This window comes from Stenotrophomonas sp. TWI377 (assembly GCF_039674525.1).
Lineage (GTDB): Bacteria > Pseudomonadota > Gammaproteobacteria > Xanthomonadales > Xanthomonadaceae > Stenotrophomonas.
Map to the genome: position 1 here is coordinate 320,170 of NZ_JBDJNT010000001.1, position 22,415 is coordinate 342,584.

The 22,415-nt window shown below is 66.6% G+C and carries 22 protein-coding genes; 14 read left to right on the forward strand and 8 right to left on the reverse strand.

The features are described 5' to 3' along the window. The first annotated feature begins 114 nt into the window (after window positions 1–114). The 4 genes from ABE546_RS01335 to ABE546_RS01350 are packed head-to-tail and all read left to right on the forward strand — an operon-like array spanning window position 115 to window position 4,760. The gene (locus tag ABE546_RS01335; RefSeq protein WP_313209833.1) at window positions 115–1,458 is read left to right on the forward strand and encodes a TolC family protein; all 1,344 of its coding nucleotides are present in this window, start codon (window positions 115–117) and stop codon (window positions 1,456–1,458) included. Further along, complete coding sequence (locus tag ABE546_RS01340; protein WP_346462400.1) at window positions 1,451–2,467, forward strand: efflux RND transporter periplasmic adaptor subunit; 1,017 nt, start codon at window positions 1,451–1,453, stop codon at window positions 2,465–2,467. The genes ABE546_RS01335 and ABE546_RS01340 overlap by 8 nt, the downstream gene beginning before the upstream one ends. Then, complete coding sequence (locus tag ABE546_RS01345) at window positions 2,464–3,651, forward strand: ABC transporter permease (RefSeq protein WP_346462402.1); 1,188 nt, start codon at window positions 2,464–2,466, stop codon at window positions 3,649–3,651. The genes ABE546_RS01340 and ABE546_RS01345 overlap by 4 nt, the downstream gene beginning before the upstream one ends. Then, window positions 3,648–4,760 carry an ABC transporter permease gene (locus ABE546_RS01350; RefSeq protein WP_313209839.1) on the forward strand — a complete coding sequence of 371 codons (1,113 nt, stop codon included), beginning with the start codon at window positions 3,648–3,650 and terminating at the stop codon, window positions 4,758–4,760. Before ABE546_RS01345 ends, ABE546_RS01350 begins: the two co-directional genes overlap by 4 nt. 29 nt (window positions 4,761–4,789) lie before the next feature. On the opposite strand, the gene ABE546_RS01355 is transcribed toward ABE546_RS01350, so the two are convergent. Beyond that, window positions 4,790–5,146 (reverse strand): YkgJ family cysteine cluster protein, encoded by a 357-nt coding sequence (locus ABE546_RS01355; protein WP_123729320.1) that lies wholly within the window; start codon window positions 5,144–5,146, stop codon window positions 4,790–4,792. Window positions 5,147–5,330: 184 nt separating this feature from the next. On the opposite strand from ABE546_RS01355, the gene ABE546_RS01360 reads away from it, so the two are divergent. The 3 genes from ABE546_RS01360 to ABE546_RS01370 all read left to right on the forward strand — a co-directional run bounded on the left by ABE546_RS01360 (window position 5,331) and on the right by ABE546_RS01370 (window position 8,493). Continuing rightward, window positions 5,331–5,801: a hypothetical protein gene (locus tag ABE546_RS01360; protein WP_346462403.1), complete on the forward strand. Its 471-nt coding sequence runs from the start codon at window positions 5,331–5,333 to the stop codon at window positions 5,799–5,801. 153 nt (window positions 5,802–5,954) lie between these two features. Then, the gene (locus ABE546_RS01365; protein WP_346462405.1) at window positions 5,955–7,214 is read left to right on the forward strand and encodes an MFS transporter; all 1,260 of its coding nucleotides are present in this window, start codon (window positions 5,955–5,957) and stop codon (window positions 7,212–7,214) included. A gap of 31 nt (window positions 7,215–7,245) precedes the next feature. Next, window positions 7,246–8,493 (forward strand): arsenic transporter, encoded by a 1,248-nt coding sequence (locus ABE546_RS01370; RefSeq protein WP_346462407.1) that lies wholly within the window; start codon window positions 7,246–7,248, stop codon window positions 8,491–8,493. 41 nt (window positions 8,494–8,534) lie between these two features. Here ABE546_RS01370 and ABE546_RS01375 read toward each other — a convergent pair whose 3' ends face one another. The 5 genes from ABE546_RS01375 to ABE546_RS01395 form a co-directional block, all read right to left on the reverse strand. Continuing rightward, window positions 8,535–8,825, reverse strand: coding sequence for a hypothetical protein (locus ABE546_RS01375; protein WP_346462409.1), 291 nt, complete (start codon window positions 8,823–8,825; stop codon window positions 8,535–8,537). Between the two features lie 82 nt (window positions 8,826–8,907). Then, the gene (locus tag ABE546_RS01380; protein ID WP_346462411.1) at window positions 8,908–10,179 is read right to left on the reverse strand and encodes a carbohydrate porin; all 1,272 of its coding nucleotides are present in this window, start codon (window positions 10,177–10,179) and stop codon (window positions 8,908–8,910) included. Then, the gene (locus ABE546_RS01385) at window positions 10,176–11,573 is read right to left on the reverse strand and encodes a cytochrome c (protein WP_346462412.1); all 1,398 of its coding nucleotides are present in this window, start codon (window positions 11,571–11,573) and stop codon (window positions 10,176–10,178) included. Before ABE546_RS01385 ends, ABE546_RS01380 begins: the two co-directional genes overlap by 4 nt. Beyond that, window positions 11,570–13,210: a GMC family oxidoreductase gene (locus ABE546_RS01390; protein WP_346462414.1), complete on the reverse strand. Its 1,641-nt coding sequence runs from the start codon at window positions 13,208–13,210 to the stop codon at window positions 11,570–11,572. The genes ABE546_RS01385 and ABE546_RS01390 overlap by 4 nt, the downstream gene beginning before the upstream one ends. A 46-nt stretch (window positions 13,211–13,256) precedes the next feature. Further along, complete coding sequence (locus ABE546_RS01395) at window positions 13,257–13,802, reverse strand: sugar dehydrogenase complex small subunit (protein WP_346462416.1); 546 nt, start codon at window positions 13,800–13,802, stop codon at window positions 13,257–13,259. Window positions 13,803–13,984: 182 nt separating this feature from the next. Here ABE546_RS01395 and ABE546_RS01400 point away from each other — a divergent pair, with 182 nt between their 5' ends. From ABE546_RS01400 to ABE546_RS01415, 4 genes are all read left to right on the forward strand, one after another. Then, window positions 13,985–14,236, forward strand: coding sequence for a hypothetical protein (locus ABE546_RS01400; protein ID WP_313209861.1), 252 nt, complete (start codon window positions 13,985–13,987; stop codon window positions 14,234–14,236). A gap of 6 nt (window positions 14,237–14,242) precedes the next feature. Beyond that, on the forward strand, window positions 14,243–14,437 hold the full coding sequence (locus ABE546_RS01405) for a hypothetical protein (RefSeq protein WP_313209863.1): 195 nt from the start codon (window positions 14,243–14,245) through the stop codon (window positions 14,435–14,437). Window positions 14,438–14,690: 253 nt separating this feature from the next. Next, a complete protein-coding gene (locus tag ABE546_RS01410) occupies window positions 14,691–16,277 on the forward strand; it encodes an SDR family oxidoreductase (protein ID WP_346462418.1) in 1,587 nt (528 codons plus the stop codon). A gap of 126 nt (window positions 16,278–16,403) precedes the next feature. Further along, complete coding sequence (locus tag ABE546_RS01415; RefSeq protein WP_346462420.1) at window positions 16,404–18,140, forward strand: sensor domain-containing phosphodiesterase; 1,737 nt, start codon at window positions 16,404–16,406, stop codon at window positions 18,138–18,140. On the opposite strand, the gene ABE546_RS01420 is transcribed toward ABE546_RS01415, so the two are convergent. After that, a complete protein-coding gene (locus tag ABE546_RS01420; protein ID WP_346462422.1) occupies window positions 18,130–18,804 on the reverse strand; it encodes a ChrR family anti-sigma-E factor in 675 nt (224 codons plus the stop codon). The genes ABE546_RS01415 and ABE546_RS01420 overlap by 11 nt on opposite strands. Beyond that, the gene (locus ABE546_RS01425) at window positions 18,801–19,427 is read right to left on the reverse strand and encodes a sigma-70 family RNA polymerase sigma factor (protein ID WP_346462424.1); all 627 of its coding nucleotides are present in this window, start codon (window positions 19,425–19,427) and stop codon (window positions 18,801–18,803) included. The genes ABE546_RS01420 and ABE546_RS01425 overlap by 4 nt, the downstream gene beginning before the upstream one ends. A gap of 197 nt (window positions 19,428–19,624) precedes the next feature. On the opposite strand from ABE546_RS01425, the gene ABE546_RS01430 reads away from it, so the two are divergent. Genes ABE546_RS01430 through ABE546_RS01440 form a run of 3 tightly spaced genes read left to right on the forward strand, consistent with a single transcriptional unit; the run spans window position 19,625 to window position 22,395 of the window. Beyond that, window positions 19,625–20,764 carry an SPFH domain-containing protein gene (locus tag ABE546_RS01430; protein ID WP_346462426.1) on the forward strand — a complete coding sequence of 380 codons (1,140 nt, stop codon included), beginning with the start codon at window positions 19,625–19,627 and terminating at the stop codon, window positions 20,762–20,764. A gap of 21 nt (window positions 20,765–20,785) precedes the next feature. After that, window positions 20,786–22,132 (forward strand): TFIIB-type zinc ribbon-containing protein, encoded by a 1,347-nt coding sequence (locus tag ABE546_RS01435; RefSeq protein WP_313218460.1) that lies wholly within the window; start codon window positions 20,786–20,788, stop codon window positions 22,130–22,132. Continuing rightward, the gene (locus ABE546_RS01440) at window positions 22,129–22,395 is read left to right on the forward strand and encodes a hypothetical protein (protein ID WP_313209877.1); all 267 of its coding nucleotides are present in this window, start codon (window positions 22,129–22,131) and stop codon (window positions 22,393–22,395) included. The genes ABE546_RS01435 and ABE546_RS01440 overlap by 4 nt, the downstream gene beginning before the upstream one ends. The last annotated feature ends 20 nt before the right edge of the window (window positions 22,396–22,415 follow it).

Sequence of the window (22,415 nt, forward strand, 5' to 3'; positions counted from 1 at the left end):
ACGCGGCGCACACTACCCTCTTGCCGTCACACCCCATGGAGCTGCCCCCTCGTGAGCCGGCATTGGCCGCCAACGCGCGCATTAAAAGGACTTACCTGTCTCTCCCTGCTTTGCATGAGTGGCGCTGCCATCGCCCAGCCCGTACCGGACGGCGCCGCTGTTCCCGCCTTGGATTGGCAGCAGTCCCAGCAGCGGCTGGAGCAGGTGTCCGATGCCCTGGCCGCGGCGGATGCGTCGGTGCGCAACAAGCAGGACCTGCAGGACGCCACCCGCCTGCTGCGCCTGCCCGAGATCACCGGTGAAGTGCGCCGGTTGCAGTTCCAGAAGACGCTTACCCTGCCGCTGGGGTCCTTGGCGCCGGTCGCTGAGGCCTTCGGCATCGACTCGCCGTTGCAGTTCACCGAGCGCGACTGGCGCACCCGCCCGGTGGTCACTGCGGTACTGCCGTTGTACACCGGTGGCTTGATCCCGGCCGCCCAACAGGCCGCTGCCGGCGCGACCGATCAGGCCAGCGCCGAGCGCGAATCGCAGCGCCAGTCACTGAGCGTGCAACTGGTCCAGGCCTATTTCGGCCAGCGCCTCGCCGAGCAGGCGGTGGACGTGCGCCGCGAGGTGCGCGATGGGCTGCAGCGTCACCTCGATGATGCCCTGAAGCTGGAACGCGAAGGCTTTGCCACCCGCGCGCAGCGCCTGCAGGCCAATGTGGCCCGCGACAAGGCCGAGCGCGAGTACCAGAAATCGCTGAATGATCTGCAGACGCTGAAGGCCGCATTGGCCACCCTGCTGCGCAGCGGTGGCGACGTCCGCCCGCTGTCGCCCTTGTTTGTGCATCGCGCGCCGATCGGTGCGCTGCCTACCTTCGAACGCGATGCACAGGCCCGGCAACCGCAGATTGCCCGCCTGCGGGCCCTGGTGGCCCAGGCCGAGCAAGGCGTGCGCGTGCAGCAGGCCAAGCTCAAGCCCACCGTGTTCCTGTTCGGCCAGTACGATTTCCGCCGCCGCGACGAAATGTTGACCGACCCGGACTGGGCGTTCGGCATCGGCCTGAAGTACACCTTCCTGTCGCCCACCTCGCGTCCTGCCCAGATCAGCGCCGCCCGCGCGCAGCAGGATCAGGCCGAAGCCGGCCTGCGCGAAGCCGAGAACCAGGTGACGCTGGGCGTGCGCAAGGCCTGGTACGAACTGGATACCGCCCGCCAACAGTTCCTGCTGCTGGACAGCAGCATCGAACAGAACCGCGAGAACCTGCGGCTGCAGGAGCTGGCCTTCCGCGAAGGCCAGGCCACCTCGCTGGATGTGATCGATGCGCGCCTGGGGCTGGGCGGCGCACAGGTGGAACGCGCGCAGGCCGCGTATCAGTACGACGTGGCGCTGGCACAGCTGCTGGAGATCAGTGGACAGATGGACCGATATGAAGAATTCCGCCGCCGGGGCGACGAGGTGATCGCGCATGAATGACACATTGCAGGCGCCGGCCGACGCGCCGCCGCCGAAGAAACGCAAGGCCGGCATCCTCATCGCGCTGGTACTGGCGATCGTCGTCGTGGTCGGGCTGTGGCTGGCCTGGCGCACGCCGGCCGAACAGCTGCAGGGCATGGCCGATGCCGACACCGTCAACGTGGCGGCGAAGATCACCGCGCGGCTGGCCGAGCTGAAGGTGCGCGAGGGCGACCGGGTCACCGCCGGCCAGGTGCTGTTCGTGCTGGACAGCCCCGAAGTGGCAGCCAAGGAGCAGCAGGCCCAGGGCGCGCTGGAAGCGGCGCGTGCGGTGGCCGACAAGGCCGACCAAGGGGCACGCAGCGAGGACATCCGTGCTGCGCAGGCCAACTGGAAACGCGCCGAGGCGGGTGCCACCCTTGCCGATGCCACCTATCAGCGCGTGCAGAACCTGTACAACGAAGGCGTGATGACGCGGCAGAAACGTGACGAGGCCTTGGCCCAGGCGCGCAGTTCGCGCGAGCTGTCCAATGCCGCGCGGGCGCAGTACGACCAGGCGCTGGCCGGCGCGCGCGACCAGGACAAGCGCGCCGCGCAGGGCCAGGTTCGCCAGGCGCAGGGCGCCGTGGCCGAGGTGGATGCGGCCCGCGACGAGATCAACGGCCGCGCGCCCATGGCCGGTGAGATCAACAAGCGCATGTCGGATATCGGCGAGCTGGTCCCGGCCGGCTACCCGGTCTTCACCCTGGTCGACATCGACCGCATGTGGGTGTCGGTGAACCTGCGCGAATCGCAGATGCGGGGCCTGAAGGTGGGTACCCGCCTGCGCGGCAACGTACCCGCGCTGGATCGTGATGCCGAGTTCGAGGTGTATTTCATCAATCCTGCTGGTGACTACGCCACGTGGCGTGCCACCCGGCAGTCGTCCGGCTATGACGTGCGCAGCTTCGAGATCCGGCTGCGCCCGGTCGCCCCGGTGGAAGGCTTCCGCCCCGGCATGAGTGTGCTGTTCGGGTGGCCGCAGGGATGAGCCGGTCGGTGTGGGCGAGTGCCACAGCCTCGTTCCAGCGCGAGCTTGAGCACCTGCGCCGCGATCGTGCCGATCTGCTGCTGGTCACGCTGCTGCCGGCCGTGATGCTGGGGTTGATGGCATGGCTGTTTGCCGCCTCGGTGATGCGCGATATCCCCATCGCCATGGTCGACCTCGACCGCAGCGCGGAAAGCAGACAACTGGCCCGCATGCTGGATGCCAGCCCCGGCGTGACCATTGCCAGCCAGCCGTCCACCCTGGCCGAAGCGCAATCGCAGCTGCGCCGGCTGGAGGTGTTCGCAGTGGTGCTGGTGCCGCGCGATGCCACCCGGCAGGCGCTGCGTGGTGAACAGGGCACGGTGTTCGCGTACTACAACGCCACCTACCTCACCACCGGCCAATCCGCCGTGCGCGATATCGTCGAAGCCGTCAGCGCCTGGAATGCGCGGCTGCTGGGCGAGCGCATCGGCAAGCAGGTCGGCCCGGCCACGCTGCGCGCCCCGCCGATCGCCGTGCAGTCGGACATCCTGCACAACCCGGCACGCAGCTATGAGCTGTTCCTGCTGCCACTGCTGTTCCCGGCGATCCTGTCGCTGGGGCTGGCACTGGCCGTGGCAGCCAGCCTGGGCCGTGAGGTCCGTGATGGGCACCTGCGCGATTGGCTGGGCGACACCCCGTGGTCGGCGATCGCCGGCAAGGTCGTGCCATACGTGCTGCTGTTCTCGATGTACGGTGCACTTGGGGTGCTCTACCTTGCCCTGCTCCGTGGCGATGGCATCGCCGGCAGTGCGCTGTTGCTGATGCTGGGGCAACCGGTGTTCTACCTGGCCTGTGCGGCGGTAGCCCTGCTGTTTGTCGGGCTCACCCGGGACATGGGCACATCGCTTTCCGCGATCGGCTTGAGCATCGGCACCGCGCTGGCATTTTCCGGCGCCACCTTCCCGGTGGTCGATGCGCCGCTGTTCACCCGGGTCTGGAATCTCCTGCTGCCACTGACCGCCTACGTGAAACTGCAGACCCAGCAGCAGTTCGTCGGCGCGCCTTGGAGTGTCTCGCTGTGGCCGCTGGGCACGCTGCTGCTGATGGGGGTGGTGGCCGGTGGCATCGGTGGCTGGCGGCTGATTGTTGCCGCGCGCAGCGCCGATCCAGCATTGCCGGGCGCACCGCGCGAGGCCGGTGCATGAGCCGCTTCGTCGACAGCCTGCGCCTGACCCTGCGCACGGTGCTCACCGACCGCTATGCCGTCGTGTTGATGGTCGGCGCGGTGGTGCTGTACTCGTTCTTCTACCCGGCGGCCTACCGCCATCAGGTAGCCAGCAACCTGCCCATCGTGGTGGTTGACCACGACCAGAGTGCCACCAGTCGAGAATTGCTGCGGCGGGTGGACGCGCTGCACACGGTCCGCATCGTCGATCAGCCGGCCAGCATCGACCAGGCACGCCATGTGCTGGAAACCGGCAAGGCCGAAGGCATTCTGCTGATCCCGGCCAACCTTGAACGCGACATTCTGCGCGGCAGCCACGGCTATCTGGTGTTGATGGGCAACGGTGCCTACCTCGGCCGCGCCAGTTGGGTGCTCGGCGGCGTGGCCGAGGCCCTGACCGCGTTCGCGCGCGAGGCGGCCGTGTCGCAGGCGGCGTTCATGGGGGCACCCCAGGCACCGCCGATCACGTTGGTGCAGCGCCCGCTGTTCAACACGCAGGAAGGCTACGGCAGCGCCATCGTGCCCGGCGTGGCCGAGCTGATCGTGCATCAGACGCTGCTCATGGGCATCGGCGTGCTGCTCGGCGCGCGGCGGTTGGCGTTGGGCCGGCGCCTGCGCTTTGACATGCCGACACTGGCCGGTATGGCGATTGGCTTCGGTGCCATCGGCCTGCTCGGGCTGCTGTATTACGCCGGTTTCACCGCGTGGGTGCAGGACTACCCGCGTGGTGGCAATCCACTCGGGCAGTTGCTGGGCGGCACGTTGTTCATCGCCGCCACGGTGGCGTTCGGGCTGTTCATCGGCAGCTTTTTCGCGACCCGAGAACGTGCCTTCCAGGTGGTCGTCGCCTGCTCCATCCCGCTGTTCTTCCTGGCCAACCTGTCCTGGCCGGCGGTCACCTCCCCGCCCGTGCTGGTGGCCCTGGCCCACCTGCTGCCGACCACGCCCGGCATCAACCTGATGGTGCGGTTGAATCAGATGGATGCCAGCCTGGGTGAAGTCAGCCACGAGCTCTGGACCCTGCTCGCGCTGCTGGCGCTTTACGGTGGTCTGGCGATATGGCGGCTGGGCGCACGCAGGCCGAACTGACCTTGAGCCTCGCTGGTGGCCCAGCGCTGCTAGATGAGCACCTGCCGGGTGCTGCGAAGAAACTGATGGATCTCCTTCTCCACCGATTCATCCAGCATGTAGACCGGCCGCTGGCCGTTGGGGCAGCGCAGGCTGGGGGTCGTCCCGAACATGCGGCAGATCAAGGGGCGTTCTTCGTAGACCTCACAGCCCTGCTTGCCCAGATAGGGACAGCTCAGGTCCGCCAGCGCGGCAGCGTGCTCGGCATCGCTCTTGACCGGCAGCCGCGCCACTTCCTCACTTGAGGCGGTGACCGGGCCACAACAGTCCGTACACCCCACGATGCAGCGGAAGGTCGGGATCTGCTCGCGCAGCCGCTGGATCGCGTCGCGGGTGGTGTATGGCATTGCGATGGGCCCTGGAACGGCGTCGGCGGTGTGCCATTTTAACGCGTTGGCGCAGTGTTCACGCCGACAGGGTCGGTGGGCCGGCTTGCGGCCACCTGAACGCCGCGGACGCGCCGCTTGAATCTGTGGCGGACAGACGCATTGAACCAGAGCGCCCGCGGTTGGGCGCTCTCAGGAGAAATGCATGCCGCACCATGAAAAGGTCGCCCTCGCCGGCGTCATCGAACACGTGTTCGCGCACCGCTTCACCCTGATCTGCAACGATCAGGCGTATCTGGCAGACCTCGGCCCCAAAGGGGCAGAGGCGTTTGCGCTCAAGGACGGCGTTGCCGTCAGGCTGGAAGGGGAACGGCGTCCGTCGGAAATCAAAGTGGCCCGTATCGCCAGGAAGGGCGGCAGCTTTGTAGAGGTGGAGCACAAGAAGCCGCATCACGGCCCCAAGCATCGTCACCCGGAGGGGACGGCGGATCCTCGTGTCGCCGTGGCCGCAGTGAAGAAGGATGGCTGGACGCCAACCGGCGAACCCGCGCGCAAGCCCAAGCACTTCGAAGTGCTCGCACGCCGTAAGGGTGGCGAGTGGACCGAGCTCCATGTGGACTTCTCGGGTCTGATCTACAAAGAGAAGCACGCCGACCCGGAGAAGTGGGGGCTGTAAAACCCGGTCGGTCTGAAGCACATGGTACCCAGAGCCCTGGAGATTCCGGGGCTCTTCTGCGTGTGGCGCCACACGACCATCACAGGCGGACGCGCATAACATGCGCGCCCCACCGGCATCGGGGCTGACCCAGCGAGCATCGAGCCAACGCACGTGAACCCACCTCCCCCTGCCCCCTTGCCCGTGCGCTCGGCTGATCGCGCGCTCGACGCCGTGAACTTTTTCCTGGCCGATGTCCGCGATGGATTGGGGCCGTATCTTGCGATCTACCTGTTGGCCGTGCACAAATGGGACCCAGCCAGCATCGGCCTGGTGATGACGGTGGCGGGACTCGCTGCCCTGCTGGCGCAGACGCCGGCAGGCGCGCTGATGGATCGGGTCAACGCCAAGCGGGCCACGGTCGTCATCGCTGCCCTTCTGGTCACCGGCAGTTGCGTCGTGCTGCCGTGGATCACCTCGTTCACGCTCGTGGCCGCGACCCAGGCTGTCAGCGCCGTCGCGGGTACCGTCTTTGCCCCGGCGATCGCGGCCATCTCGCTGGGCATCGTCGGGCCACGGGCGTTCGCGCGGCGCATGGGTCGCAATGAGACGTTCAATCACGCAGGGAACGCCGTTGCGGCGGTCCTGGCCGGGGGGCTGGCGTACATCGGAGGCCCGGTCGTGGTGTTCTACCTGATGGCCGCACTCACCCTGGCCAGCGTGGCCGCGGTGCTGATGGTGCCGGCCAAAGCCATTGACCATGAGCAGGCGCGCGGATCGCCGGCCGCACCGGAGCGACAGCCGGGGCCATCCTCCTTTGGCATGCTCCTGCGCGACCGTACCCTGCTCATGCTGGCAGCGTGCTGTGCGCTGTTCCACCTGGCCAACGCGGCGATGCTGCCCCTGGTTGGTCAGAAACTCTCCCATACCAACCCTGCGTTGGCCACCACCTTGACGGCGGCGTGCATCGTCGCGGCACAACTGGTCATGGTGCCGGCCGCGATGCTGGTCGGAACACGGGCCGATGTGTGGGGACGCAAGCCACTGCTGTTGGCCGGCTTTCTGATCCTGCCGATCCGTGGCGTGCTTTACCCACTGTCCGATGCGCCGGCATGGCTGCTGGGCGTGCAACTGCTGGATGGCATCGGTGCGGGTATCTTCGGGGCGCTGCTCCCCGTCATGGTCAGTGATCTGGCCCAGGGAACCGGCCGATTCAACGTCACGCTCGGTGCAGTCTCGACGGTCTTCGGGCTGGGTGCTGCGCTCAGTCCGGGCTTGGCCGGGGTGATCGTGCAGTTCGCTGGGTATGATGTCGCGTTCCTGACCCTGGCGGCGATTGCAGCCCTGGCCTTCGTGCTGGCAATGGCCATGCCGGAGACCCGACCTCACACAGGCCGCGCTTCCACGGTGGCAGCACCGACGGACGCGACCTGACGCCAGCCACTGCGTTATTCCTGAGCCATGCATGCACGTCCCCACAACCTCCCTGATCATCTGGATGGTGACCGCCGTTGCCACCAGCGGTGTCATCTTTCGTCCTTGGCGGATCCCCGAGTATGTCTGGGCACTGGGCGCTGCCGTGGTGCTGGTGGCGACAGGTCTGGTGCCCATCCCCACTGCCATCGCGGCGGTGGCCGAAGGCGGCGACGTCTACCTGTTCCTGATCGGCATGATGGTGCTGGCCGAGCTGGCGCGTCACGAAGGCCTGTTCGACTGGCTGGCCATGTATGCCGTCCAGCACGCCAAGGGATCCGGGCGGCGCCTGTTTGATCTGGTCTTCCTGGTTGGCACGCTGGTGACCATTTTCCTGTCCAACGACGCCACCGCCGTGGTGCTCACACCGGCGGTTTACGCGGCCTGCAAAGCGGCCCGCGCCAATCCACTGCCCTACCTGTTCGTCTGCGCGTTCATTGCCAACGCAGCCAGCTTCGTGCTGCCCATCTCCAATCCCGCCAACCTTGTGGTGTTCGGCAGCCACATGCCCTCGCTGCCAGAATGGCTGCGGCAGTTCAGCCTGCCGTCGCTGGCGGCGATCACCATGACGTATCTGGTGCTGCGCCTGGCTCAGCGCCGTGAGATCGCGCACCCGCTGGCGGAGCGGATCGAGCACCGCGCCCTGTCCGAGGGCGGTCGCCTGTGTGCCATCGGTGTCGGGCTCACCGGCATCGTGCTGCTGGTGACCTCGGCGATGAACGGCCCGCTCGGCGTGACGACCTTCTGCGCAGGTGCGCTCACCTTGGCGGCGGTTCGCCTGCGCCAGCGTCGCAGCCCGCTGCCGATACTGCGTCACGTCGCCTGGGGGGTGCTGCCCCTGGTGGCTGGCCTGTTCGTGCTGGTCGAAGCCGTTGCCCAGACCGGGGTGATCCGCACGGCGGCGCACGCATTGGATGCGCTGGCACGGACCTCACCTTCGGAAGCCAGCTGGGTGGCAGGGATCGCGGCAGCGGTGGCGAGCAATCTGGCCAACAACCTGCCCATCGGGCTGGTGGCCGGCTCGCTGGGGCAGATGGCGGACCTGCCGGTGCACACCCGCGCGGCGCTGCTCATCGGCGTCGATCTGGGGCCGAACCTCTCGGTGACCGGGTCGCTGGCCACAATGCTGTGGCTGGTCGCGCTGCGTCGGGAGGGCGAGAACGTCAGCGCGCTGCAGTTCTTCAAGCTGGGCATGCTGGTGATGCCACCGGCATTGATCGCGGCGTTGCTGCTGCTCTGATGATCGCGTGGCGTCGCGGCAATGCCGTGACGCCGACACGCTCAGGCGGCTTTAGGGGTCCACTGGCGCAGCGTGGCGGCTTTGAGCGACTGCTCGCCGCAGCCGGTCGGGCAACGCAGTACCCGCGCGGCCGAGGTACTGACAAAGCCAGCGCCTTCCTGCGCCTTGAAGATCACCTCACACGACAGGCAGCGCGCCACCATCGAATACAGGTGGACGATGCGGCCGCTGCAGGGGTCCTGCAGCGCGCTCACATCCAGCAGGTCGAAGTGGCAGCTGTCGGGCATCGCGCGACGGGGGAACGGAAGGGAAACGGTCGTCTGCAGGTTCACGCGTGCCAGCCTCGATGAAGTGGCACCCACTTTAGTGAGCCCGCTGTGGAGCGTGCGTGCACTGGACGACCGTGTCGTGTGATCAGAGCGTAGCCTGCGCCTGCAGCGTGAACACCCAGCTGTCCGGGCGGCTCTCATACGCCCCGGGACGGGCTACATACTGCACCGCAGGCCGCAGGATCAGCCACGGGGTCACCTGCACACCGTAGTTGAGCTCCAGGAACTGCTCGTTGCTCTGCACGTCCTTGCCGGTGATGCGCTGGTACTGGGCAAGACGATCGGAGATGTCCAGCCGGGTCCACGCCAGGCTCAGCACATCATCCTCGCGCGAGGCCACCACACCGCGCCAGCTCAGGCCGGCCTCCCACGAGTACCGCATGAGGCCGGTCCTGGCATCCGCACGCGTGGCCACGCCGAATACCGACAGACCGCGCACGGTGTCGCCTTCGGGCTTCAGCACGCGCTGCGCCAGCTGGATGTACGAACCGCTGCGATGCGACGCGCGCGGTGCGGCCGGATTGCCGATGTCGTCCGCGTTGGACGTGTCCAGGTAATAGCCGACCTTGTAGGTGCCACCGTAATGCTCGCCGGTGTTGCCGTGGCTGTAGCCCACTTCCACGGGCAGGAACAGGCCGGTCTTGCCACGGTCGGACACGCGGAAGCCACTGCCCTCCTGCTTGCGCATCGGCACGACATCGTAAATGCCGGTCTGTGCGTACCAGCCCGAGGGGTCAGCCCACTTCACCCGCAGGCCCCACTGGCCGGTCGGATTGTCCAGCCAACCGGAGCTGTAGATCGGGCCCAGCGGATGACCACACTGGCCGTTGTTGTTGAAATTGCAGGTGTACGGCAAGCCGCCGAAGTCGTTGCCCATCGAGTAGAAGCCGCCCTTCAGGCTCAACCGCTTGTCCAGCAGCCAGCGCTCGTAGGAGAGCTCGTTGAAGCGCAGGTTCTGCCCTTGGCCATAGAACGCCTGGTTCTGCACGTAGGAACCGGTCGAGCGGTCATTGACCGCATTGCCGAAGCGGTCGGAGAACACCACCCGCATCGTGCCGTCGAAACCGAAGGCCTTGCCGGTATCGATCATGGCACCGAAATCAACGTGCTCGGCCGTGGACCAGCCGGTGCCCTTGTAGCCATCGCTGTTGACGCCCGTGGCGATCACGATGCGTGCGCTCGGGGTCACGCCACGGTCCTGCAGCCAGATGCGGGCCGCCCAGTCCGCACTGAGCGGTGTCTGGGCAATGGTGTCCACGGCCTTGGGTTTGGGGACCTCTGGTTCAGCCGCCCATGCCGGCAAGACGGCCGCGGAGGCCATCAGCCCGAGGCTTACAACGAAGGAGGTGCGCTTCATGCCGAAGCCCTCCGCTGCTTGCGCCTGGTCCACGCGCGTCGCACCAGCAGGATCACCACCACGAAAGCCGCAAGCCCCAGGATGAGCAACGGTAGCCAAAGGCGCGCGATCTTGGCCAGCAGCGGCTTCTCACCGCCGTCGCGGATCAACGCGACCTGCGCTTCGGTGACCTGGTCACCCGGGCCGAAGGTGGTCCGCACGTACGTGGCGACGGCCGCGATGTCCGCGTCACTCAGCGCCTGCACGTACGAGCCCTCGGAGAAATGCGGCATCAGTACATGTTCGCCATCCACTTGGCGGTCGATGCCGCCGATGATGGTGGCGACCAGATTCTGTGGCCGGACCATGCCCACGGTGCTGTTGTGCACCAGCGACGGGTAGTAGCCGTCGTTGCTGCCCTCGCCACGCGAGCCATGGCAGCTGGCGCAGAGGCCGGAATACAGCACCGCACCGGAGGCGATGGGCGCGTCCGTGCCGCGAATCGCGGGCTCGCCCGGCGCCGTGGCGGCATCGCCCCAGGCGAAGGCCGCGCGGGTGGCGTCCTTGTCGGCCACGGCCGGCACCGTCCGCAGATAGTTCACGATCGCGCTGATGTCTTCGTCGCGCAGTTTGGAAAGGCTGTTCGTCACCGCCTCGGCCATGCCGCCACCGGCCTGCCCCTTGCCTTCAGCTCGGCCGGTCTTCAGGTACTGGGCCAGTTCGTCATCGGTCCACCCGCCGATCCCGCTGATCGGATGCGAGGTGATGTTGGGCGCGTACCAATCGCCCAGCGAACCACCGGCAAAGGCCTTGCCGCCCACTTCCTGCATCATCAGGCCGCGTGGACTGTGGCAGCTGGAGCAGTGCGCCAACCCTTCCACCAGGTAGGCACCCCGATTCCACTGGGCACTCTGCGCCGGATCAGGTTTGAAGGGGGTCTTGTCGAGGAACAGCAGATTCCACACCGCCATGGACGAGCGCACGCTGAAGGGGAATGGCAGTTCGGTGGTACGTGCCTCCTCATCGACCGGGGCGACCGCCTGCATGAAGTAGACGTACAGCGCGTGGATGTCCTCGTCGGTCAGCTTGGCGTACGAGGTGTACGGCATCGCCGGATACAGATGGGCACCATCCTTGCGCACGCCCTCCCGGACCGCCTTGGCGAAATCGGCCTCCGTGTAGTTGCCAATGCCGTGGGACGTGGACGGGGTGATGTTGCTCGCCCAGATCTCACCCAGCGGCGAGGCGATCGCGTAGCCGCCGGCGTAGGGCTTGCCCTGCTTCGGGCTGGTGTGGCACGCCACGCAGTCCGCGGCCACGGACAGGTAGCGCCCACGTTCGACGGCGTCGTCGGCGCGCGCGGTGTGGCTGACGCCGGCCAGCAGGCCCAATGCGATGAGCAGGAAGGTCTTCATGCCGCACGCTCGATGGCATCGGCCGCGCGCAGGGCCAGCGCGGCCATGGTCAAGGTGCTGTTGACGACGCTGGCCGAGACCATCGCGCTGCCACCTGGGAGCCACAGGTTCGGGTGATCATGCGCGCGGCAATCGCCATCCACCACGGAATCGCGCGGGTCCGCGCCCATGATGGTCGAGCCCATGATGTGGTTGTTGGCATTGAGCGCCGTGGTGATCACGAATTCTTCGGCGTTGAACAGCTTGCCGATGTGCCTCAGCTGCTCGCAGGATTTGTCGTAGCCCTTGCGCGCGTAGTCGCCCAGCGAGTAATGGATGTCCGGGCACGCCAGGCCGTGGCCATCGACGCGGGTCGTGGACAGCGTCAGGCGGTTGGTCGGGTCGGGCAGCGGCTCCAGGCTGATCGACAGGTCCACGCCGTAGATCGCGCGCCGTCGGATTTCCGCGTCCAGCGCCTCACCGGCTAGCCCCATCTTCAACGCCTGGTCGGTGGCGATCGCCACCCGGCTGATGTTGTTGAGGATGATCTTGGTCGCCGAATACTCCGACCGGAACGCGCCATCGCGTGGCCCGACCATGCAGCTGGACTGCGCCGGGCCACGCCCCAGCCAGATCGGGCGGTCCGCAATGAAGGAGCAGTGGAAGCCGGAGTGGTCCAGCATGTTGCGCCCGACCTGGTCGGACGAATTGGCGATGCCGTTCGGGTTCTGTTCGTTGGCAGCGAGCAGCAGCAGGCGTGGCGTTTCCAGCGCGTTGCAGGCGATCACGAAACTGCGGCCGGTAGCCTTGTGGCTGACCTTGTCGCTGTCATACCAGTGGATGGCGGTGACCCGGTTCTGCGCATCGGTGTCGATTTTGTACGCCACCGCTTCGGCCAGCACCTTGGCGCCCAGCGCTTCGGCGGCCTGCACGGTGTGGACGCCGTTGTACATGGCCCCGATCGGGCAGATCGGCTGGCAGTTGTTGTTGCCACAGCACGCGGGGCGATCATTCCAGGGCTTGATCATGCGCCCCTGCGGAATCGGCACCAGGTTGTAGCCGTGCGGATTGACTACCTCGGCAAACACCTTGTCGCCGTTGCCCCACGGAATCATGTCGGCCAGGTACGGCCTGGAGCGCTCCGAGGGGCTCTGCTGCGCGGGGTCGTTCGGCCCGGATACGCCCATGGCCTCTTCAGCGCGACAGTAGTACGGCTCGATGTCCTCGTAGCTGATCGGCCAATCGCGGCCGACCCCGTAGGCGGACTGCATCTTGAAATCGACTGGCAGATGGCGCCAGCAGGAGGCAGCCCAATGCCAGGTGGTGCCACCGACCGCCTTGATGAAGCCCTGATGGAAGCTGCTGGCATCGGGGCCGGTCAGGCCGACGTAGTCGTTGGCGGGGAAGTACAGTGGCGCGGTGGCGAATTTCGATTGCGGGAACGGCCCTTGGAAATCGCTGCCGATGCGCCGTTCGAAGCTGACGTTGCGCCAGTTCTCGACCACGTCGGAACGGTTCAGACGGGGGCCGGCCTCAAGGACCAGGACCGATTTGCCGGCGCGCACCAATTGGTGGGCGATCAATGCACCGACAACGCCCGAACCGACGATCACGACGTCGGCATCGGCGTCGCCATCACGGAAAACCGGAGCTTTCATGGGAGGGGTTCCAGATCGATAACAGGGAAAAAAGGACCGCGCAGGCTCAGGCGTGGGCGCGAATCGGGGCCGGCGGCTCAGCGGTCCACCAGGCGGGGCCACCTTGGGCGTAGGTCGGCGGTGAAAGACCGTCATCCACGCAGCGCTGCATCAGCGCATCGCGGTAGGACACGGTCACGGCATGCACGCCTTTGCCAACGGTGCCCGTGTACCACGCGGTGATGATGGCCAGGGCCGCGGGCTTGGCATCGCCAGCGGCCGCGATCAGCGCCTGCGCGCCACTGATCTGTCCTGCCAGGGTGACCAAGGCGGGGAACTGCGCATGCAGCGCTGGCTGAAGGGTGGCAAACGCCTGTTCGATCCGGTCGGCCGTGGCCGGGTCCAGATCGGTCTTGCCGATCAGGGCATGAGAGAGGTCGAGGAAGGCGGTGTCGGTCTCTGCCGCAGGCGCCGTGGCAGCCGGCGCTGCCACCGCAGGCGCTTTGTCACGGCAGGCCGCGAGCAGCGACACCGAACCGACCGCAAGAAGGAAGCCTCGTCGTGTGAGGCCCTGCCCCCGACGATGCCCGTCCAATCCCTCGGGAATACTCATGATGTGAACTCTGCTCCGTAACACGCCGGCTCCCCGCCCGTAGACCACGGAACGGCTAAGCATCGACGGCGGCAAGGGTACTCCATGCGGTTGTCGTCAAAGAGTGATCAACGGGGTGATCACGCATCGCCAACGGCGTCGGCGCTACAAACCGGATTCGTCATCACTGCAGGAGAATCGCCATGCGAATCGTGTTGTTGAGTGCCCTCGCGACCCTCGCGCTGTCGGCCTGCAGCCAGGATGAGCGTAACGAGCAAGGCCAGCATGCCGATGCGATCGAGCAGCCTGCCGCCGCGACGGCGCCTGCGGGTGGTGAGGCCGCGCGTAACGTGCCCGGGGGCGGCAGTGGCACGGCGGCCTCCGAGGAGCAGGACTCCGGCCATGGCACCGAGAGCTCCGCGGAGCCGAAACACGCAGCGCCGCCGAAGCCGTAGCACGTCATGACGCCACTCGATAAACCACTGCGCCGGGAAGTCCAGATCGGCGACGAGACCTATACGCTGACCATCGATCCAGACGGGATGAAGCTGGTGTCCAAGGGCAAACGGAACGGCCTCACGTTGAAGTGGACCGAGCTGGTGAATGGTGACGCGGCGCTGGCGACGGCGCTGCAGGCTTCGCTCCAGGTGCGCTGAAGCCCCCAGGCCGGCGGCAACCAGCTGCAATGACCCCCACGGCCATCTGCACATCAGGCTGCATGGGTCCCGGCCTGCCGCGGACACAGTGCGGCGAAGACACAGGGCCGAAGAACTGCCTGATCAGCACCAAATCCCAGGATCAGGGACAATAGCCTCCCACCGTATGCCCCGGGCTGCTGGCGGATGCCCCCTCAGGGGCCGTCGCGCGGCGCCCCATGCCCGTCATCCTGCCGCTTTTCCCGGATCTGAATTGAATACCACCGCCCTGCCCCTTGCCGACGACGACCTGCCCCTGACCGACCGCCTGCGCGCCGCGCTGGACCTGCTGGAGGCCATCGAAGCCGACCGCAGCGTGCTCGATACGCTGCCCGAGGCTGATCGCGTCCGCCTGCACCAGGTGGTGGCCAAGGTGTATCACCCCGAGCCCAAGGCCCGCCGGGCCAAGCTGAAGCAGCAGGCCAAGGCGCGGCATCAGGAAAAGGTGGCCAAATCCGAGGCGCTGCTGGCGCAGACCGGTATCCGCGCCCTGCGCCGCAAGCCGGTATTCAGCACCCCGAACTACTTCCCGCCGCACGCGGCCGGTCTGCATGACGCCTCCAACGGCGAGAATGCGGCAGCCACGCCGGAACCGGTGCATTCCCCGGAACTGCGCCACTGCTACGTGTGCAAGCAGAAGTTTACCCAGCTGCACCACTTCTATGACCAGATGTGCCCGGCCTGCGCCGAGCTGAACTTCGTCAAGCGCACCGAGACGGCGGACCTGACCGGTCGCGTCGCGTTGCTGACCGGCGGCCGGGTCAAGATCGGCTACCAGGCAGGCCTGAAGCTGCTGCGGGCCGGTGCCGAGCTGATCGTGACCACGCGCTTCCCGCGGGATTCGGCCGCGCGTTACGCCGAAGAGCCGGACTTCGGCGTGTGGGGCCACCGCCTGCAGGTGTACGGCCTGGACCTGCGCCATACCCCGAGCGTGGAGGCCTTCTGCAACGAGCTGCTGGCCACCCGTTCGCGCCTGGATTTCATCATCAACAACGCCTGCCAGACCGTGCGCCGACCGCCGCAGTTCTATGCGCACATGATGGCCGGCGAAACCGCCGCGCTGCATGAGGTGCCCGAGACGCTGCGCAAGCTGATCGGCGATTACGAGGGGCTGCGCAGTGCCGAACTGCTGGGCACGACCGCCTCGGCCGCGCTGCCGGTGGTCCAGGGGCGCGATTTCAACGCCGCCAATGGCCTGACCCGTGCCGCCGAGCTGTCGCAGGTGCCGCTGCTGGAGGACGAGCTGGTCGCCCAGCAGCACCTGTTCCCGGATGGCCGGCTGGATCAGGACCTGCAGCAGGTGGATCTGCGCGGTCGCAACTCCTGGCGCATGCTGATGGCCGAAGTGCCGTCGGTCGAGCTGCTGGAAACCCAGCTGGTCAACGCCATCGCGCCGTTCATCATCAATGCGCGCCTGAAGCCGCTGATGCTGCGCACGCCCGAGCGTGACAAGCACATCGTGAACGTCTCGGCGATGGAGGGGCAGTTCTACCGCAACTTCAAGACCACCCGCCACCCGCATACCAACATGGCCAAGGCCGCGCTGAACATGATGACGCGCACCTCGGCGGCCGATTACCAGAACGACGGCATCCACATGAACAGCGTCGACACCGGTTGGGTGACCGACGAGGATCCGGCGGACATCGCGGCCAAGAAGGTGAAGGAAGAACGCTTCCACCCGCCGCTGGATATCGTCGACGGCGCCGCGCGCATCGTCGATCCGATCATCCACGGGTTCAACACCGGCGAACACGTCTGGGGCCAGTTCCTGAAGGACTACGCGCCCACGGACTGGTAACTGCATCCGGAACCGCGTTCGGTGCGTATAGAGTGGACAGCGGGCCGCTTGCGCCCGGCCCCCAGTCGATACGAAATGAGCCCCCCACCCTCCCCCCTGGATGAAAGACGCGCGGTGCTTTGCGCCATGCAGGTCGACGGCGTGGCGTCGTTGCCCGCGCTGGACCGGATCACCGCGCTTGCCGGCTACACGTTCAACGCGCCGGTGGCCTTCGTCTCGGTCCTGGGGGATGTAAAGCAGCGCTTCATTTCCCGGATCGGTCTGCCCATGGCGCAGACCGACATCCGCTCGTCGATCTGCGCCCACGCCGTCACCTCCGGCGGCGTCCTGGTCGTCCCGGACCTCGAGCAGGATCCGCGTTTCCGCGACAACCCGCTGGTGACGCACAGTCCCCACCTGCGTTTCTATGCGGGCGCGCCGCTGGTGGCCAAAAATGGCGTGGCCATCGGTGCGCTGTGCGTCATGGACACCCGCCCGCGCACCTTTGACGAGCGGGATCAGGAGCAGTTGGCCACTCTGGCCGAGCTGGTGATCGCGCAACTCGAACTACGCAACCTCTCCGGCAACCTCGACCCGGTCAGTGGCCTGCCCAGCCGGCACCAGTTTCATACGGATCTGCCAGGCGTTCTTTCGCGCTGCGCGGAAGGAACGGCTTACGCCGTCGCGGTGGACGTGCTGGATATTCCGCGTGCCAGCCAGGTCGGCCAGGTGTTGGGCCTGCGCCCGTTGGAAGCACTGATCCGGCGTGCCGGCGTCCGGCTGCGCACCGCGCTGGAGGACGTGGCGACCGTGTACCACGTCGGAGTGACCCGGTTTGCCTTCGTGGTCGAGATGCCGACGGCAGGCCACGTCGAGAGCCTGGTCCTGGAGCTGAGGACGCGCATGTTGCGTCCGTTGATGGCCGCCGCCGTCCCGATGTCCCCCCGCTTCCATGCGGGTATCTGTGCGGTCGATACGGATGAGCAGGACAGCCATGACCTGCTGCGGCGGCTGCTGGTGAGCATGCAGGGCGCGTTCGATGCGCGGCAGCCATTCTGCTGGTATTCCGCACAGCGCGACGAGAAGATGCACCGCGCCTACCGTCTGGCCTCGGATGCCGAACGCGGCCTGCAGAACGGCGACTTCCATCTGGACTACCAGCCGCGCTTCACCCTTGACGGTCGGCGCCCGGTCTCGGCCGAAGCGTTGATCCGGTGGAACCACCCCACCCTGGGGCCGATCAGCCCGGGCGAGTTCATTCCGGTTTTCGAGCGGACCGCACTGATGGATGAGGTGACCAACTGGGTGCTGGACACGGCGCTGGATCAGGTCCGGGCGTGGCGCGCCCAAGGGCAGGACATTCCGGTCTCGATCAACCTGTCCAGCAGCTATCTGTCCAATGCCTCGGCCTGGCAGGACATCCGCAGCAAGCTTGAGCACAGGGCGCTGCCGTTCTCGATGATCGAACTGGAGATCACCGAAGGCGAATGGCTGCGTCCGGGGTCGCCGGCCATCGGCCACATCGCGGCGATGGCACAGGCCGGCATCACGGTGGCGATCGATGACTTCGGCAGTGGCTACAGCAATTTCAGCTACCTGTCCGACCTTCCCATCCACACCGTCAAGCTGGACAAGTCACTGGTCGATGGCATCGCCAGCAGCTCGCGCGCCCGCGCCAAAGTTTCGGCCATCCATCATCTTGCGCACGAGCTGGGCTATCTGACCGTGGCCGAAGGAGTTGAGCAGGAGGCGCAGATGGACGTGCTGGCAGACATGGGGATCGACGAAGTTCAGGGCTACCTGCTTGCCCGGCCCATGGCGCCGGCCGCGGTGATGCAGGTGTTCGAACAGGCCGCGATCACACCGCGCCCCGTCAGAGTTTGAACACCTGCTGCAGCTTGCGCGCGAACCACCCGCTGAAGACCAGCGGCGCATCCAGCGCTGACACACAGATGCACGCCACACCGGGGGTGGTCACGGGCTGATGCTCGACGTCGCTGTCTAGATCGGCCACATCGCCGGGGGCAAAATGCCCCAGGGAATCGTCATAGGCGCCGCGGAGAATCTGGGTCAGCTCGCTGTTGCCATGGCTGTGCATGGGCAGGCATTTGCCGGGGGCGATCTTGAGCATGATCAACGAGGGGTGCGCCGGTGCACGGATGCAGTGGACACCCGGGGCCATCCACCGCCATTTCAGCGAGCGGTAGGACGTCCCGAAATGCGGTGCCAGCGCGGCCGGCAGTTGATCCGGATCGTGACCAGCGGCGCTGCAGGCCACCGTTTGGTCCTGCACGCCACCCGCAGGCGCGGCAGTATCCAGGCGCTCCAGCATGGTCTGCCGCAGTGCGGCCTGGCGATCCTCCGCGGACGGCGGCGACAACTGCTGCTCCAGCAGCAGTCCGCCCACCCGTTCGGCCGAGCGCAGGTGCTGCCGGCAGTAGGCGCAGGCTTCCAGGTGCGCGGCGGCGACCACGGACATTTCCGGCGCCAAGGTGCCGGTGGCAAAGCCCAGGACGGTGGTCGGATCCAGATGGTGACGAGGGTTCACTGCCGCTCTCCCATCAAGGACTGCAGCTGAAGAAACGCACGTCGGATATGGGATTTCACAGTGCCCAGTGGCATATGCAGCTCGTTGGCGATCTCGGCGTGGGTTTTTGCTTCGAAGTAGGACATCCGGATCAATCGGGCCTGCGTTGCGGAGAGTTCGTCCAGCCGCTGCTTGAGCCTGACGTGCTCGGCATGCCGTTCGGCCAGAGAGCCACCGCCATCCTCTTCCTCCGCCGCCTGCTCGACCACCTCATGGGCATGCACCCAGATATGTTCGCGACGTACCCGGTCGATATGCAGATTGCGCGCCACCCGGTAGAGCCACGTGCCCAGGCTGCTGCGCGCCGGATCATAGAGCTCGGCCCGGTTCCACAGTTTCAGCAGCACTTCCTGGGCCAGATCCTCGGCCACGCCATCGGGCGCCCCCAGCCCACTCAGGTAGCGGCACAGGCGCGGCATGAAATGATCGTAGATGCGCATGAAGCACTCCCGATCGCGCGACGTGGCGACGCCGGCCATGTCGGCCGCCCAGGTTTTCAGCTCCGGGCCGGGTTGAGCGGGAACGGCAATCATCCGGGCTGCCTCGAAGGGCGTCATCCTGGCGGTGGACGGGTCAGTGTCCATCGTAGGCGAGTTCCGGCAGATCGGGGACATGGGCTTCATGGACGTGTGTACGGACGGCCGCGCGGTTTGGATGCAGCCGCTACCGGACCCGGCACCGCGGCCGGGCCAGAGGCGCCACTGTCGATACACCGGCTGCTGATATAGTCAGCCGAGCATGGCGGGCACGGTGCCCGTCCACGAATCGCAGGGAGTGTGTCATGGGTCTTCGTCAGGCAGTGGCAGGGGCAGTCGGTGGCGTTCTGGCCGACCAGTGGAGGGATTTCTACACCGTGCCGACGGGCCTGCCCTCCACGGCAGCGCTGTTTGCGGCGGTGCCGCGCGGCACCAATGCCGGTCGTGGCTCCAACACCAGCGCCTCCTCCAACATCATCACCAACGGCTCGAAGATCGTCGTGCCCGAAGGGTACGGCCTGCTGCTGTTCCAGGACGGCGCCATCACCGGCTTTGTCGCCGAACCGGGTGGCTATGAATGGCGCTCGGATGACCTGAACTCGCAGTCGATCTTCGCCGGCGACGGTTTCGTCAGCCCGCTGATCAAGCAGAGCTGGGAACGCTTCAAGTTCGGTGGCCAGCCGGGGTCGCAGCAGGCGGCGTTCTTCGTCTCCCTGAAGGAACTGCCGGACAACCGCTTCGGCACGCAGTCCGAAATCTACTGGGACGATGGTTTCCTCGGCACGCAGGTCGGCGCGGTCACGCGCGGCTCGTACACTCTGAAGATCGTCGATCCGATCCTGTTCGTGAAGAATTTCGTACCCGCCAGCTACCTGCAGCCGGGCCAGGTGTTCGACTTTACCGATCTGGACAACGCGGCCGCCAGCCAGCTGTTCAATGAAGTGGTGGGCTCGCTCGCGCCAGCCTTCAGCCTGTATACGAACGACCCGGGCAAGGGCAACCGCATCACCAAGCTGCAGCAGGATTCGCTCGGCTTTGCGCAGAGCCTGTCCGCTGCCGTCGAGCAGGGCTACCAGTGGAAGTCCGACCGTGGCCTGGCCATCGTCAAGACCGCCATTGTCTCGATCGAGTACGACGCCAACACCCGCGAACTGCTCAAGACCGTACAGCGCGCCGATGCGCTGGCCGGCTCGCGCGGCAACTCCAACCTGCAGGCCAGTGTTGCCCAGGGCATCCAGTCGGCGGGCGAGAACGGCGGTGCTGCCGGCCTGGTCGGCGTGGGCATGGCCTCGGGCATGCTCGGGGTCGGCGGCATGCAGCAGCCGGTTGCTCCGGCGGCGGATGATCCGGTCGCCAAGCTGAAGAAGGCCAAGGAGATGCTCGACCTCGGCCTGATCACCCAGGACGACTACGACAAGCTCAAGGCCAAGGCGCTGGGGCTGTAAGACACCGAGCGCATCGACACCATGTCCGACCCCAAGATGCCACCGCCGATCCCGGCGGCTCCGCCACCGTTGCCGCCCTCTCCGGCGGCGCCGGTCTCCGGCCCGGGCTCGCCCCGGGAGGTCCCGCCGTTGCCGGGCAGTTTCCCGGTGGATCCGGCCACCCTGCCCCAGCCCATCCGCGATGAGGTGCAGGCCCCGGATCCGGTCGCGCTGGACACCGCCGCGGCCGAACTCAAGGACGGCCTCAACCGCTGCCCGAAGTGCGGCTCCAGCGATATCCGGCTCAAGCTGGGCACCGATGTGCTGGTCTGCCAGTTCTGCCGTCACGAATGGCACGGCGAGCGCGTTGAGGAGGCCTTCGGCTTTGGTGAAGGCATCGACCAGCTGCGCGGCACCGTCATCGCCTCGGGCGCGCGTGACATCGCCGCCGATACCGCCAGCCTGATGAGCTTCAAGTGCACCGGTTGCGGCGCCGAAGTCACGATCAATACCGAAAGCACGATGACCGCCCGCTGCCACTGGTGCCGGCATGTGTTCGGGGTCAACGAGCAGATCTCCAACGGCGCGGTGCCCGATGCGGTACTGCCGTTCCATATCAGCAAGGACGATGCGGTCGCGCGGATCCGCCAGTTCGTGGACAAGCGCCGCCTGTTCGCGCTCAAGGCGTTCAAGGATCAGTTCACGCCCGAGAATGTCTCCGGCGTCTACCTGCCCTACATGGTGGTGGACAGCAATGTCAGCGCCAGCGTCTCCGGCAAGGGCGAGATCCAGACGCGGCAGTACACCCGCGGCACCGAGAAGAACAAGAAGACGTATTACGACGCCGACGTGTACCAGGTGGATCGCCAGGTGGATTTCACCGTGGACGATCTCACCCTGGAATCCTCGGCCGAGCGTGGCAACCTCGATACGCAGACCAACACCAACAACATCATCAACGCGATCCTGCCGTTCGATACCAAGAACGCCCTGAAGTGGAACGCCTCCTATCTGGCCGGCTTCACCTCGGAAAAGCGCAACCTCGACGTGGAAAAGCTGCGCCCACGGCTGGAAGACCAGCTGCTGTCGATCGCCCGCGCCCAGGTGGAGGGCTCGGTACGCCGCTACGATCGTGGCGTGCGCTGGGAACGCGAGCGCGTGGATGTGCACGGGACGCGCTGGGTATCGATGTACCTGCCCGTCTGGCTGTACTCGTACCACCAGCCGGGCCGCAATGGCGGCATGCTGCACTACATCGCGGTGAATGGCCGCACCGGTGAAACCATGGGCAGCGTGCCGGTGCAGCAGTGGAAGCTGCTGCTGGCCGCGCTCACCACCGGCACGATCATTGAAGCCCTCGTTCTCTTCTTCCTGGTAGCTGCCTCATGAGCGATGACAGTGGACTCTGGCTGCTTGCCGCCGGCCCCGCCGGCGCGACGGCGTTGTACTGGGCGTTGTACCGGTACTACCGCAATACCGACAAATCGCATGCGTTCGAGCGTGATACCGCCATCGAGGCCAAGCCGGTCACGGGCGCGGACCGAAAGGTCGATACCGTGACGGGCACGCAGGAGCGACGCATCCGCGGAGACAACGTGGCGGCGTATCGCACGCGGGTACAGCGCGACAGGGACAGCCCCCCACCCTTGTGACGCGTCACGGACGCGGCTCG

Bases quoted from the DNA above. Each gene is read 5' to 3' on its own strand.
- ABE546_RS01335 (WP_313209833.1), top strand. From the start codon at position 115: ATGAGTGGCGCTGCCATCGCCCAGCCCGTACCGGACGGCGCCGCTGTT.
- ABE546_RS01340 (WP_346462400.1), top strand. From the start codon at position 1,451: ATGAATGACACATTGCAGGCGCCGGCCGACGCGCCGCCGCCGAAGAAA.
- ABE546_RS01345 (WP_346462402.1), top strand. From the start codon at position 2,464: ATGAGCCGGTCGGTGTGGGCGAGTGCCACAGCCTCGTTCCAGCGCGAG.
- ABE546_RS01350 (WP_313209839.1), top strand. From the start codon at position 3,648: ATGAGCCGCTTCGTCGACAGCCTGCGCCTGACCCTGCGCACGGTGCTC.
- ABE546_RS01355 (WP_123729320.1), bottom strand. From the start codon at position 5,146: ATGCCATACACCACCCGCGACGCGATCCAGCGGCTGCGCGAGCAGATC.
- ABE546_RS01360 (WP_346462403.1), top strand. From the start codon at position 5,331: ATGCCGCACCATGAAAAGGTCGCCCTCGCCGGCGTCATCGAACACGTG.
- ABE546_RS01370 (WP_346462407.1), top strand. From the start codon at position 7,246: ATGCACGTCCCCACAACCTCCCTGATCATCTGGATGGTGACCGCCGTT.
- ABE546_RS01380 (WP_346462411.1), bottom strand. From the start codon at position 10,179: ATGAAGCGCACCTCCTTCGTTGTAAGCCTCGGGCTGATGGCCTCCGCG.
- ABE546_RS01385 (WP_346462412.1), bottom strand. From the start codon at position 11,573: ATGAAGACCTTCCTGCTCATCGCATTGGGCCTGCTGGCCGGCGTCAGC.
- ABE546_RS01390 (WP_346462414.1), bottom strand. From the start codon at position 13,210: ATGAAAGCTCCGGTTTTCCGTGATGGCGACGCCGATGCCGACGTCGTG.
- ABE546_RS01395 (WP_346462416.1), bottom strand. From the start codon at position 13,802: ATGAGTATTCCCGAGGGATTGGACGGGCATCGTCGGGGGCAGGGCCTC.
- ABE546_RS01400 (WP_313209861.1), top strand. From the start codon at position 13,985: ATGCGAATCGTGTTGTTGAGTGCCCTCGCGACCCTCGCGCTGTCGGCC.
- ABE546_RS01405 (WP_313209863.1), top strand. From the start codon at position 14,243: ATGACGCCACTCGATAAACCACTGCGCCGGGAAGTCCAGATCGGCGAC.
- ABE546_RS01415 (WP_346462420.1), top strand. From the start codon at position 16,404: ATGCAGGTCGACGGCGTGGCGTCGTTGCCCGCGCTGGACCGGATCACC.
- ABE546_RS01425 (WP_346462424.1), bottom strand. From the start codon at position 19,427: ATGGACACTGACCCGTCCACCGCCAGGATGACGCCCTTCGAGGCAGCC.
- ABE546_RS01430 (WP_346462426.1), top strand. From the start codon at position 19,625: ATGGGTCTTCGTCAGGCAGTGGCAGGGGCAGTCGGTGGCGTTCTGGCC.
- ABE546_RS01435 (WP_313218460.1), top strand. From the start codon at position 20,786: ATGTCCGACCCCAAGATGCCACCGCCGATCCCGGCGGCTCCGCCACCG.
- ABE546_RS01440 (WP_313209877.1), top strand. From the start codon at position 22,129: ATGAGCGATGACAGTGGACTCTGGCTGCTTGCCGCCGGCCCCGCCGGC.